Below are 12,878 nucleotides of genomic sequence, written 5' to 3' on the forward strand. Positions count from 1 at the left end.
GAGAATGATCATGGCAAGTCAAAACCACGACGATCGATGGTGGGCTGATATAGTCCAGACTGAAATTCGCCTGCCGCAGAAAGGGCTTTACCGAATCTGCGTTTTTCCTCCGTCCGGAAAGGAGCGCATCGCTGCCCGCAGTGCTGTTTTGAAAAAAATTGCAAACGCACTCTATTCGAAAATCCGTGCACTGTTTGCCAGTCAGCAGGCGGTCGCGTCGCATGTTTCAGATGCTGACTTGGCGGAACTCTATGTGCACGCCTGCCTCGCCTCGCCGCTCTTTTGTTATGTTCCACCCGGGATCTATGGCTTGGCGGACAGCGATGCGAGTGATAAGCAATGCACCACCCGGAACAGGGCCCGACCGGGAGATCACATTTGAGCGTCCGACCGGTTGTCACAAGCGGGAACGTGATCTTTTCGTTGAAGACATTCCTTGCCGCCATGCTGGCGTATCTTATCGCCATCAGTTTCGATCTGGACCGGCCGTACTGGGCGGTTGCGACTGTTTACATCGTTGCTCATCCGCTCTCCGGCGCGATCTCTTCAAAGTCGGTCTTTCGGCTAATCGGTACACTTGTCGGCAGTTTTGCAACGCTGATCATGGTCCCGAATCTTGTAAACGAGCCGATACTTCTTTCCGGCGCGATCGTCCTGTGGGTCGCTGCATGCACCTTTATCAGTCTTCTTGATCGCACACCTCGCAGTTACGTTTCACTGCTTGCGGGGTACACGGTGCTTCTCGCGGGGTTGCCACTGGTCAGCGCTCCAGCGAACACGTTTGATACTGTTGTGTCCCGCGTCGAGGAGATCGGGCTTGCAATCATATGTGCCTCGGTCGTGAGCCACATTGTTTTCCCGGTTCATGTGGGAGCCGTCCTTATTAATCGGATTGATGGATGGATGGACAGGGCGCGAACACTCCTCGAAGCGTCAGCAGCCGGCAAACTGTCAGAAACCCAAAGCAGGGTCGAACGCCACGCCCTCGCTGCAGAGGCAGCCGACCTACGGTCTTTCAACCTTCATCTTCAGTATGACGGATCCAGATATCGATGGGCGGTATCGCTGGTAAGATCAATGCAACACCGGATGGCTGCCTTTCTACCGTTGCTGAGCGAAATGGAGGATTTGCGACGATCACTGGGCAAGCTCAACACCTCCGGCGCGACGCAGGCATTGGCAATAATCACAGATGCGGCTTCACACACCCGAGGCTCCGCGGAGATCCTCGACAGCAGAATCGATGCGCTTACCTCCGCCACCACGCGTCATACATGGGAAAAACTTCTCCTTGCCAACGTCGCCCGAACCGTGCAGAATATTCTTCGACTTGCTGATGAGTGCCGCGCTCTCCGAAAATCGATGGAAGGGGAAAATAACGCAGGAGTAGTGCGTGTTCCCCACAGGCGCCGCGCGCAGCATCGTGATATCGGAATGGCATTGCTATCATCGCTGACGGTCGCGGTCTGCCTTGCGACGTCGATCTTCTTCTGGATCGAAAGCGGCTGGGCGGACGGAATGACGTTCACGCAGATATCGGGCGTGCTTTGCTGCCTCCTTGCCACGATGGACGACCCGGTTCCTGCCATGCGCAAATTTGTCGGTGTGACAATGTGTTCAGTCATGGCGGCATTCGTCTACAATTTCACGATTTTTCCGGTAGTTGACGGTTTTGTGCCCCTCATCGCAGCTCTCGGGCTGTTCTTGGTTCCAGCTGGCCTATGTCTCGCGGTGCCTTCGCTTGCGATCGTTGGCATGGGGCTTTGCATAAACTTTCCCCTTCTTCTCACGCTCCAGGCATATCCGCGTGCCGACTTCGTTACATTCTCGAATGCCGCGGTTGCGACCATCCTCGCAATGGTCTGGACGATCACAGTCTGCGGCATCTTTCGATCTGTACGTGCAGAGACGAACGCACGAAGATTTTTTTCGGTTACCCGGAAACATGTGGCAAACATAGCCGCCGGAAAACATTCGAACACTCACGTCACCTATGACCGCATGATCGATATTGCCGGCCTTTTTGCCTCCAGAGCTGCAAAAATTCCAACGACTTCAGACATCTGGGATGGTGACCTTCTTAGGGATCTCCGGGCAGGGCTTCACTTGACAGCAATGCTAGAGCGCATTGAAACGGTGTCGGGCGGTCTCCAGGTCCTTGCGAAACCGATCTTTCCGACGATCAGGACCCTATACCAACAGCCGCGCGCTGGACGCGGTGAACGCCTGAAAAACGCTGTCAGGGCGTTAGACGATCTGATCCTTTCCGCCGAGGCAAGGACGGCGGTGGATATTGAGCTTCTGTCGCACGCCGTTGCCCTTCGTGTTTGCATTGCTCCGGACGCTGATGCGCCGACGCTTAAAACACCGTCTCCAAATAGGAGAGCTGCTTGATCGGACAACTCGATCTCTATGGCATTTTCCTGCCTTCGTTCGCAGCGCTCGCCCTATTTGCGTATGGCGCTTTCCGCGTTCTCGCATCACTCCTCGGCAAGGTCGGGTTTTACAGAGCGGTTTGGCATCGCTCGCTATTCAATTTCGCACTGTACATCGCCCTTGTCGGTGGCGTCTCAGCGATTATCAACTGGCTTCAAATATGAAAAACCTCGTGTTTATCTCGGGTCGAGTTCTTTTGACCTTATCCATGTCAAGCTGCGCAGCAGTTATGGGCTGGCATTTATGGTCTTTCCATATAGGCACACCCTGGACACGTGATGCTCATGTGCGCGCAAACATCGTCCGACTTGCACCTGATATATCCGGGCCTGTCACTGAAGTTCTCGTTTCAGACAACGCGCTAGTGGAGAAAGACGCGCCCCTGTTTCGTATCGAAAAAGACCGTTTCGAACTTGCTCTTCGCGAGGCAGAAGCGCAGGTAACAGGGGCCAAGGCCGGGACGGATGCGGCGAAAGTTGATTTTGAACGATATCAACTCCTCGCATCGAAAGAGGCTGCCAGCGTGAGAGAACGGCAGCACGCGGAAACCCAGATGTATCAGGCAGAAGCAGCATACCAGTCTGCGCTGGTTGCCCGCGATCTTGCTAAACTGAACCTTGAACGCACAACTGTGCGAGCACCGGCATCCGGAGCGATCACGAACTTCTCCCTACGCAAGGGGAACTATGTCTTGGCCGGGAATGCCGTCGGCGTACTGGTGGAAAAAGAATCCGTCTTCGTCGCGGGGTATTTTGAAGAGACAAAACTCCCACGGATTCATATCGGTGATCGGGTGAAGATCGACATCATGGGCGAGCCGGAATCGGCCATCGGACATGTTGCCGGTGTCGCCGCCGGGATCGAGGATCGGGAGAGAAGCGATACTGCTGGCTCACTGGCAAGCGTGGCACCGACGTTCTCATGGGTACGCCTGGCCCAGAGAATTCCGGTTCGGATCGAAATCGATCACGTCCCGAACAATGTCCGACTGATTGCGGGCAGGACCGCAACGATCGCAATCGAGCAAAGTAAATGAACACCTTTGCCTCAAGAACATCAAGCGGAATGGCTGGCACTTCTCATCGGTCGACCAAACCGCCCGGGAATGATACCCTTATGGGCGATCAATCCGGACCAAGTCAGTGGTGACTCCAGCCTTCGGAGCGCACGCCTCCGGAGGTGTCGCGGGAACCACGGCCATCTGTCCGCCGGCCAAGAACCGCGGCACGTTCTTGATTTGCGTAACTTCAGGGGACTTGAATGCTCATTCTTCTCTCAATTCTCATAGGGACTGTCGCTGGTCTGCGCGCTATGACCGCTCCCGCCGCGATTGCCTGGGGTGCCTATCTCGGATGGTTAGACATCTCGCAGACCGGTCTCTCATTCATGGGGTCGCTCTGGTCCGCGATGATTTTCACGTTGCTTGCCGTTGCGGAACTCATCACCGACCAGCTTCCCAGCACGCCTTCACGGAAAGTGCCTATGCAGTTCGGAGCACATATCTCGATGGGGGCCCTCAGCGGGGCTGCGATCGGCGCGACCGGGAACACAGTGGTTATTGGCCTCATTACGGGTGTCATTGGCGCTGTAATTGGAACTTTGGGCGGTGCGTCGGTTCGCGCCTATCTCGCCAACCGGTTCGGCCGTGATCTTCCTGCCGCCCTGCTCGAAGATGCGTTCGCCGTCGCCCTTGCGATACTCGTTGTGGTGTCCGTGCCATGAAAGAGTACGACGCGATCTTCATCGGAGCGGGACAGGCCGGACCGTTCCTCGCAGCACGCATGGCGGCGATGGGCCGCAAGGTCGTCCTGATCGAGCGGAAATTTCTCGGCGGAACCTGCGTGAACGCCGGGTGCATGCCGACAAAGACCCTGGTCGCCAGCGCCAAGACCGCGCAGGTCGCACGGCGTGCATCGGAATTCGGCGTCAGGATTGATGGTGAGCCCGTTGTAGACATGAAAGCCGTGGCAGCTCGTGCGAGGAAGGTGACGCTTGACGCAAGAAGCGGCCTGGCATCATGGTTTGATAGTCTGGAGACGATGGATGTCGTCTATGGCCATGCCAGATTCGTGGGCGCGAAGGTCGTGTCGGTGGGCGGTTCGCTATACACTGCACCACAGATCTTCATTAATGTCGGCGCGCGACCACACATCCCCGATGTCCCCGGATTGGCAAATGTGCCTTATCTTACCAGCACATCGGTGATCGCGCTCGAAGAGTTGCCGAAGCACCTGGTGGTGCTCGGCGGCAGCTACATCGGACTGGAGTTCGCGCAGATGTATCGGCGCTTCGACGCACAGGTTACGGTCATCGAGCGCGGGCAGTATCTGGCGTCCCGGGAGGATGAGGATATTTCGCAAGCCATCGCGGATATTCTGACCAGGGATGGCATTAAGGTCCTTTTGAGCCATAAGATCGTGTCCGTGACCACGGATGGTGCCGAGATTACCGTGCGGACTGATCAGGGCGACGTCCGCAGCAGCCATGTCCTGGTCGCCGTCGGACGCCAGCCGAATACCGACGATCTTGGCCTCGACCAAGCTGGCGTCGAGACTGATCGGCGTGGTTACATCACAGTGGATGAACGACTTCAGACAAATGTCGAAGGCATCTGGGCTCTCGGCGACTGCAATGGGCGAGGGGCCTTCACCCACACATCTTACAATGATTTCGAGATCGCCGCCGCGAACCTCCTCGATGGCAGCGACCGCAAAGTGTCAGACCGCATCCTCGGCTATGGCCTTTACATCGATCCGCCGCTCGGGCGTGTTGGCATGACAGAGCGCCAGGCAAAGGAGGCAGGTCACCGGATCAAGGTCGCGACCCGGCCTATGAACCGCGTCGGTCGAGCCGTCGAGAAGGGTGAGACGCTCGGCCTCATGAAGCTCGTCACCGAGGCTGATACCGATCGAGTGCTCGGAGCCGCCTTTCTCGGCGTCGGGGGTGACGAGGCGGTTTACGGCGTTCTCGACGCCATGAACCTCGGGGCAACCACTGAAAAACTCAGATGGGCAGTGCCGATCCACCCGACCGTCGGAGAACTGGTGCCGACACTGATCAGCGACCTCAAGGAGACTTGACAAAAAACGTTCCTCCTCCAGCCAACGCACTCGCCCGTTTCGGCTCGCCCGAAGATGACATCGCCCCGGTGGCGCTGTTCCTTGCGAGCAGGGATTCTCAATTCATGACTGGCTACAGCCTCACGCCGGACGGTGGCGCAATTATCGACAGTGCGCGGTGAAATATGAAAATCACACTGTTCGGCGGCCACGGTGCGCTGGGTGGTCTTGTCTATTGTCGAGCTAGACCTGGCAGCAGGGTGGCCGATCGCCCGGGCCGCAGCCGGTAAATGATGGATTCCGGTGGATCGGCGACAACGCCGGCGAAGATCGTCGCTCCAGCGCCAGCGTTTGCAAGGTTGGCCAAGCCGGGCTGAACAAGCCCCGCCTTGACCGCCCCATCGTCCGAAATCACAAGGGAAGGCGAGCCGGGCCGCGTCTTCGGCTCTGAAGCCCGTGTGATGCAGCCCGGTCCCGCAATGATCTGCGGGACCGTCGCGAATATGGAGATGCCGCCGCCTTTACTGATGCCATTTGACGAGCGGCTGATAGTGATGCGGCTGACGCATGACGACAAGGTCCTTTCGCCGGACGATGTTCGTTGGGTAAGGCGTATCGAGATTGGTGGTATCGACGGCTGCAGCGGCAATCCCCTCCTCATCCAGAATTGCCGATTCCTGACGCGGAAAAGCAAAGGAATCCGGGCCGAACACGGCACTTTTCCCCTGGTAACCCCGTGCGGCATCCAGCACGTTGGCGAAGGCGAAATAGACGTTGTTTTCGCCGCCGCGTACGCGCAGGGCGTGCCAGTGGAATGGATCGGCACCCTTTGGAATAGGATAGTTGTGCGGGATCTTCGTACCTGCGTGGCTGCCGGTGAAATTGCCGGCGATTGCTGAAGGGCACGCGACAAGATCACACCCCATCAGCGAAAGCGAACGGATGGCTTCCGGATAAAGCGCGTCGTGGCCAATCGCCAGACCCACCCGGCCGATGGCAAGATCGTATATTTTCCAGTCGTCCCCAGCCGTCGCCCAGCTGTCGGCGACGCCGAGATGTGTCTTGCGATAATTGCCCACAAGGCCTTCGGGCCCGGCAAGGACCGCGCTGTTGTAAATCCTGTCTCCGTCCGCCTCGGCGAAACCCGCAACGAGATAGAGGCCGAGCTTCATGGCCAGACGAACGAAGACCGACACAGCCGGTCCCGAGAGCGGCTCTGCTCGCGTGTGTGGATCGTCAAGCCCCGTGAGCGACAGTTCCGGGAAAACCAGAATGTCCGGTGCCGTTGTCGCCTTTGCCTCGGTTGCCAGCCGTGTGATGTGGGCAATATTGTCCGCAATGACCGAGGTTGGTGCGAACTGGGCAACGGCCGCACGCGACGTGCGTCCGCGCGGGATTGGCTGATAGCCGTAGAGGCGGAAATAATCGCCGGGATTCCAGGTGAAACTGTTGGTCATCATGTTCATGTAAAGCTCAGGTCGTCGGGACTTGAAGACCGGTTCGCTCAAGACTTCGCGGCGGCGGGCGCGGGCGAGATCGACCTTGCCATAGGCAATTCCGTCGCCGGTATCGATTGATGCGACAACCGTTCCGTCGGGCTCGATCAGGCAGCTTCCGCCCGAAAACTGCACGGTTCTTTCCAGCCCCCAACGGTTGCTTTCGATGACATAACATGCGTTTTCGAAGGCGCGGTTGATCCAGTAGGGAGCGGGCGTGCGCTCCTGCAGCCAGTTGGAGATGTGGCAGATGATGTCGGCCCCGGCCAGAGCTTCGAGCCGCGCCGTCTCGAAGAAGTGCAGATCCATGCAGACCAGCATTGAAATCCGGCCGATCTCCGTTTCGAAGACCTCGTGCACGATATCGCCGTTGGCGGCCCACTTCGGCTCGGCGATATAGGGGTGTGATTTGCGATGCCGGCCGATGACGCCATCGGGACCGATGAGTACGGCCGTGTTGTAATAGAGATCGCTCTCTGGATCGACCTCCGGCATGCCGACAACAATATAGCAGCGGTGTTGACGGGCAATGGCATGGAAAACATCGGTGGTCGGTCCGGGAATGGTCTCGACGAATGGTTTGACCTCCGCCCTGTCGAACCAGCAATAGCCTGTCGTTCCCATTTCGGGCGTAACGATCAGGCGCGCGCCTGCCTGTGCCGCTTCCTCGCAAAGGGCTGTCAGCCGGCTGATATTACGCGCCTTTTCAAACATGGTCGGTTCGAACTGGATAGCGGCGGCGGTATAGCTCTGTGTCGGTGTCATGATTGTTCCCATTGTCTTTAATAAATGATCCGTCTTCTCAGACGGCCATATGTCGATGGACAAGCGTGTCGGAGAGCGCGTCTATGGCACCGGCGGCGACCACGCCTCCCTTCTCCAGCATGGCGAAGTGGTGAGAGGCATGCCGCGCAAACGCTAGGTTTTGCTCAACGAGGACGATCGTCATGCCGATCTCGCGATTGAGCCGGATGATGATCTTTTCAATCTCCTCGACGATTGAGGGCTGGATGCCTTCGTTGGGTTCGTCGAGCAGCAGTACTTTCGGGTCCGCAGCCAGGGCGCGGGCGATGGCGAGCTGTTGTTGCTGGCCGCCGGAAAGCACACCGCCCGGTCGGTCGAGGTTGGCCATCAGATATGGGAAAAGTTCCGGTACGAGTGCTGGAATTTCACGTTTGCGGTCGGCACGCGCAAAAGCACCCATCAGGATGTTTTCGCGGATGCTGAAATCCGGGATGATCTCCCTGCCCTGGGGGACATAGGCGATACCCGCCCGCGCTCTCATATGCGTCGGCGACGATGAGATATCTTGTCCCTGCAAATGCATTTCGCCTGTCATGCCGTCGGTCAGCGCCATCAGGGTCTTCAACAGGGTCGTCTTGCCGGTGCCGTTGCGGCCCAGAATGCTCGTCACCTTGCCGGTCGGAACGTCAAGCGTGACACCGTGCAAAATATGGCTGCGGCCGTAATAGCTGTGTACGTTTTTCAAGGTCAGCATCAGGAAATTCCTTTCGAACCGAGATAGGCTTCCCGAACCTTCGGATTGTGCTCGATATCCCCGACGCTTCCTTCGGCCAGAACCTCTCCCAGATGGAGAACAGTGATGTACTCGGCGATTTCACGAACGAACCCCATGTCGTGCTCGACGACGAGAATGGTGTGGCGACCTTTGAGGTTTTTGATGATCTGGGCTGTCTTGCGGGTTTCGGCCTGGGTCATGCCGGCCGTCGGCTCGTCCAGCAGGATCACCTTGGGATCCTGAACGATGAGCATGCCCAGTTCCAGCCATTGCGTCTGGCCATGGCTGAGATAGGCCGCCGTCACATCCTTCTCCGCTTCGAGCCCCGTGAGGGCAAGCACCTCATCGACGCGGTTCGCTTCCGCAGGGGAAAATCCAAACCGGAGATTGGCGAACACCGATGGATTGCGGCAATTGGCCACTTCCAGGTTTTGCCGCACGGTCAGATCGCGAAAAATGCTGGGGATCTGGAATTTACGGCCAATCCCGGCACGCGCGATGTTGTGCTCCGGCCAGTTGGTGATGTCGGTGTCGTAGACAAAGACCTTGCCCTGCGTGCTGCGCGTCTTGCCGCTGATCAGATCCATCAGGGTTGTCTTGCCGGCGCCATTTGCGCCGAGCAACACCCGCAATTCGCCGTCGCGGACGGTGATGCTGACATTGCTGACGGCTTTGAAGCCGCCGAATTCGACGCTGAGACCGTCGATGGTCAATGCGATTGCACTCATATCACAACGCCTCGCTTTGTTGCTGCAACGCTGAAGGCGCCACGGCTGGCTTGACCCGTCTAGTGAACGTCCGCAGCACATCATGCGCAACGCCGCCAAGGCCACGCGGCATGAACAGGACGACGAGAACGAAGATGAGGCCGATGATCGCTTTCCATGCCTCGACCAGCGCTTCGGTTTCACTGACCTCTGCCTCGATCATGTTGATCAGGATCGCGCCGATGCAGGCGCCGAGCAGCGAGGAGCGACCGCCCACGGCAGCCCAGACGACCATCGTCACCGAGAAAGACAGGTCCATGAAGGTCGGAGAGGCGAACTCCGCGACGACCACATAAAGCATGCCGGCAACACCGGCGATCCCGGCCGAAATGACGAAGAAGAACACCTGGTAGAGCGACACGTCGAAACCGAGATAACGGGCGCGAACCTGATCGTCGCGGATGGCCTGCAGGATCATGCCTGCTCGGGTTTCCACGACAAGACGTGCGCCGATGAGTGTCAGCGACAGGCAGGCGGCGCACAGATAGTAGGTTGCTCGACTATAGGGGTCGAATTCGATACCGCCGACGGTCAACCAGCCAAGGTCCGTCAGTCCGTTGAAGCCGTTCGTTACCGGTTGCGCGTCAACCACGACAAGACGCACGAGCAGAACAAGTGCCAGCGTGATGATAGACACGAACACGCCGGAAATGCGCTTGCGGAAAACCAGCATGCCGAGCGCGCCAGCGATCAGCACGGGAAGCAGGACACCAAGCACGAGCCCCACCGACTGGCTTTGAAAGGGAAGCCAGAGGAAGGAGCCCTTGTTGATACAGCAGAGTTCCGTCGGTGCGCCGGGCTCGGCATTCCAGAGCATGAAATCCGGAACCGGCTTGTCCGACCCCTGTTGCAGACTGGTCAGGCTCGACAGCTTCAGCGACATGGCAAGCATGTAGGCGCCAAGACCAAAAAACAGTCCCTGACCGAGATTGAGAATGCCTGCATATCCCCAGGTCAGCGCAATGGCGACGCCGAGCATCCCGTAGACCAGATATTTCGAAATGCGGTTCAGCCAGAATTCGTCGCCGAAAACGGGGGCCGCGAAAATGATCGCGATGAAAAGCACATAGGCGGCGATCTGAAATTTCCGTTCGTTGCTCATGTCAGCGCCCCTTGAAGGAGAACAGCCCGCTGGGCTTTACGAGAATGACGAGGATGACGACCCCGAAAACGACGGCGCGCGCCAGAATGTCGTTCGTGCCGATGGCCACCAGCGCGTTGATTTCGCCGAGAAGCCCGGAAGACAGGGCCGTACCGAAGAGACTGCCGACGCCGCCCGTTACCACGACCATGAAACCGTCCACGACCATCGTTGTGCCCATATCCGGGAACACGGTCTTGAAGCCGGACATCATGACCCCCGCAACACCGGCGAGACCGGAACCGAAGGCGAAAGTGAGCGCGTTAATGCGTTTTACATCGATGCCGCAGGCCGCAGCCATCTTCGGGTTGCGAATGATGGCGCGCACCTGCATGCCGGCTGTCGTCCGGTAGAGGATGAACCATGTCGCCAGCGTCAGCGCGGCGGTCACCGCGATGATGAAGGTGCGATACGCGTTGATGTCGGCGCCGGCGAACCTGAAAGTGCCCTGCAGATATGAAGGCACGGCCACATTTTGCAGTCCAGCTCCCAGCCCTTCTATATGAATGCCTAAAAAGGTGAGGCCCAGTTCGAGCCTTACGGCTTGCTGCAGAAGGATGGCAATGCCCCAGGTGGCGAGAAGCGTGTCCAGCAGGCGGCCGTAGAGTCGCCGCACAACCACCCGCTCGATTATCAGGCCGAGCAACGCCGTCACGACAAAAGCCAGGGGTATTGCAAGCAGAAGGCTAGTTTTCAGCCAGATACCTGAGAGGACGGCGACATAAGCGCCGATCATGACCATTTCGCCATGGGCCATATTGATGACGCCCATGGCGCCGTAGGTGATGGCGAGACCGAGTGCCACCAGAAGAAGGATCGAGCCGAGACTGAGACCGATAAAGAGAATGTCGAGCATAACGCCACCGTTCGTGAGAAGGGCGGACCAGACTTTGTTCTGCTTCTTACCATTGCCGAAATCGGGTTGGTGCCGAGCAGACAAAAAACGCAGATCCGCCTTGCCGAGACTTTGTCCCGCCAAACATGGTTCGGCGGGACCACGCGGGGAGGGGTCAGCCTTTGAGCTTTGCTGCGTCGAGACCGTTGGTGGTGCAGAACAGATTGCTTTCCGTCTCCCCATAGGCCGAATAGGGCAGCGGTTTGATCGGCGCCGGATAGGCATTGACGACCTTGCTCTGACCGTCCGGCTGCCATTGCCCGATGCGTGGGGTTAGCCAGCAATGCAGGTTGTCGGGGTCGGTCGTCACCTTGCCGCCCGGCGCATCGTAGGTCTGGCCACGAATGCCGGCTCGGATCGCGTCGGCGGACAGGTCGCCGGATTTCTCCACCGCCTGCTTCCACAGGAATACCTGAAAATAGGCCGCCTCGAGAGAATGGTATGTCACGGCTTTCGGATCGTTGACGAAGGTTCTGAAGCGTTCGATGAAGCTCTTGTTTTCAGGCGTTTCGATCGACATGAAATAGGGGAAAGAGGTGTAACTGCCCGCCGCATATTCCGCACCCATGGCCGCTATCTCGATCTCGGATGTCACCGTCGCGCAGATCGGAATAACCTCCTGCGACAGGCCCTGGTTCTTGAACTCGCGGTAGAAGGCGATGATCGAGTCTCCGACGACGTTGGAAAGAACGACATCCGCCCCTGATTCCTTGATCTTGCTGACCATCACGGCCCATTCGGAGTGGCCGAGTTCCAGATATTCGTCCGCCACCCATTCGGCGCCCGCCGCTTCGATCAGCTTCTTGGAAACCTTGGCCATCTCGCGCGGATAGACATAATTCGAGCCGACGATGAAGAACTTTTTCTTGCCGAGCTTCTCGACGATCCAGGGAATGTAGTTGGAGAGCTGCTGGTTTGGAACGGCGCCGGAATAGACGACGTTGCGCGAGCATTCAAAGCCTTCATAATGCGTCTGGTAGAACAGCATTGCGCCGCGCCGTTCGAAGATCGGCAGCACCGCCTTGCGGCTGGCAGAGGCGTGGCAGCCGAATACGGTGGAAATCTTGTCCTTGAGGATCAGCTTGGAAGCCTTCTCGCTGAAGGTTTTCGGATCGGAAGCCCCATCTTCTACCACGACTTCGACCTGGCGGCCGAGAACGCCGCCGGCCGCGTTGATTTCGGCCACGGCCATCATGACACCATTGGCCAGAAGTTTCTCGGCCACGGAAAGACCACCCGTCTGCGAATAAAGCGCTCCGACCTTGATGGCGTCGGCTGCAAAGGCGCGGCCGCCCAGCGCCGGCAGGGCAAGTGCGGCGGAAGCGGTGGCTGCGGTTTTCAGAAATTCACGTCTGTTGAACACCATCTTGGTTCCCCTTTTTTGATTGGCGCACGCAGTGGCACTGCCCGGCTCTATGGCGAGGCTTTCATGCCGAAAATATTGGAGGGCTGACGTCACTGTCAGCAGATAACAAAAAACCCGCGAGGCTTGTCACAGCCTGCGGGCACCCTTGCCATCACCGCATCACGGCTTTTGCCGCGTGCAACAGCGACACATGGCTTCG

At 58.2% G+C, this 12,878-nt stretch carries 12 protein-coding genes and 1 pseudogene; 7 read left to right on the plus strand and 6 right to left on the minus strand.

Features of this window, described 5'->3' with window-relative positions; genetic code table 11:
* Positions 1 to 10 precede the first annotated feature (10 nt).
* The 7 genes and pseudogenes from GSF67_RS23530 to GSF67_RS23560 all read left to right on the plus strand — a co-directional run.
* Entirely contained in the window at positions 11 to 382 is a 372-nt protein-coding gene (locus tag GSF67_RS23530) for a hypothetical protein (protein ID WP_006313557.1), read from the plus strand.
* The gene (locus GSF67_RS23535) at positions 379 to 2,394 is read left to right on the plus strand and encodes an FUSC family protein (protein WP_035215642.1); all 2,016 of its coding nucleotides are present in this window, start codon (positions 379 to 381) and stop codon (positions 2,392 to 2,394) included. The genes GSF67_RS23530 and GSF67_RS23535 overlap by 4 nt, the downstream gene beginning before the upstream one ends.
* Positions 2,391 to 2,600 (plus strand): DUF1656 domain-containing protein, encoded by a 210-nt coding sequence (locus tag GSF67_RS23540; protein WP_010974758.1) that lies wholly within the window; start codon positions 2,391 to 2,393, stop codon positions 2,598 to 2,600. The genes GSF67_RS23535 and GSF67_RS23540 overlap by 4 nt, the downstream gene beginning before the upstream one ends.
* Positions 2,597 to 3,472, plus strand: a complete 876-nt coding sequence (locus tag GSF67_RS23545) for an HlyD family secretion protein (protein ID WP_035215649.1) — start codon at positions 2,597 to 2,599, stop codon at positions 3,470 to 3,472. The genes GSF67_RS23540 and GSF67_RS23545 overlap by 4 nt, the downstream gene beginning before the upstream one ends.
* A 224-nt stretch (positions 3,473 to 3,696) precedes the next feature.
* On the plus strand, positions 3,697 to 4,158 hold the full coding sequence (locus tag GSF67_RS23550) for a hypothetical protein (RefSeq protein WP_006313560.1): 462 nt from the start codon (positions 3,697 to 3,699) through the stop codon (positions 4,156 to 4,158).
* On the plus strand, positions 4,155 to 5,516 hold the full coding sequence (locus tag GSF67_RS23555; protein ID WP_006313561.1) for an FAD-containing oxidoreductase: 1,362 nt from the start codon (positions 4,155 to 4,157) through the stop codon (positions 5,514 to 5,516). Before GSF67_RS23550 ends, GSF67_RS23555 begins: the two co-directional genes overlap by 4 nt.
* Positions 5,507 to 5,677, plus strand: a pseudogene (locus tag GSF67_RS23560) (3-oxoacyl-ACP reductase); the annotation flags it as partial. The gene GSF67_RS23555 and the pseudogene GSF67_RS23560, both read left to right, overlap by 10 nt.
* 339 nt (positions 5,678 to 6,016) lie before the next feature.
* Here GSF67_RS23560 and GSF67_RS23565 read toward each other — a convergent pair.
* The 6 genes from GSF67_RS23565 to GSF67_RS23590 all read right to left on the minus strand — a co-directional run bounded on the left by GSF67_RS23565 (position 6,017) and on the right by GSF67_RS23590 (position 12,679).
* Positions 6,017 to 7,768 (minus strand): nitrilase-related carbon-nitrogen hydrolase, encoded by a 1,752-nt coding sequence (locus GSF67_RS23565; protein WP_006313564.1) that lies wholly within the window; start codon positions 7,766 to 7,768, stop codon positions 6,017 to 6,019.
* A gap of 25 nt (positions 7,769 to 7,793) precedes the next feature.
* The gene (gene urtE / locus GSF67_RS23570) at positions 7,794 to 8,489 is read right to left on the minus strand and encodes an urea ABC transporter ATP-binding subunit UrtE (RefSeq protein WP_006313565.1); all 696 of its coding nucleotides are present in this window, start codon (positions 8,487 to 8,489) and stop codon (positions 7,794 to 7,796) included.
* On the minus strand, positions 8,489 to 9,238 hold the full coding sequence (gene urtD / locus GSF67_RS23575) for an urea ABC transporter ATP-binding protein UrtD (RefSeq protein ID WP_006313566.1): 750 nt from the start codon (positions 9,236 to 9,238) through the stop codon (positions 8,489 to 8,491). Before urtD ends, urtE begins: the two co-directional genes overlap by 1 nt.
* Before the next feature lies 1 nt (position 9,239).
* Positions 9,240 to 10,379: an urea ABC transporter permease subunit UrtC gene (gene urtC / locus GSF67_RS23580; protein ID WP_006313567.1), complete on the minus strand. Its 1,140-nt coding sequence runs from the start codon at positions 10,377 to 10,379 to the stop codon at positions 9,240 to 9,242.
* Between the two features lies 1 nt (position 10,380).
* Positions 10,381 to 11,274, minus strand: a complete 894-nt coding sequence (gene urtB / locus GSF67_RS23585; RefSeq protein WP_035215689.1) for an urea ABC transporter permease subunit UrtB — start codon at positions 11,272 to 11,274, stop codon at positions 10,381 to 10,383.
* A gap of 154 nt (positions 11,275 to 11,428) precedes the next feature.
* Positions 11,429 to 12,679 carry a transporter substrate-binding domain-containing protein gene (locus GSF67_RS23590; protein ID WP_006313569.1) on the minus strand — a complete coding sequence of 417 codons (1,251 nt, stop codon included), beginning with the start codon at positions 12,677 to 12,679 and terminating at the stop codon, positions 11,429 to 11,431.
* Positions 12,680 to 12,878 lie beyond the last annotated feature (199 nt).

The organism is Agrobacterium sp. CGMCC 11546 (genome assembly GCF_013365515.1).
Classification (GTDB): domain Bacteria; phylum Pseudomonadota; class Alphaproteobacteria; order Rhizobiales; family Rhizobiaceae; genus Agrobacterium; species Agrobacterium fabrum.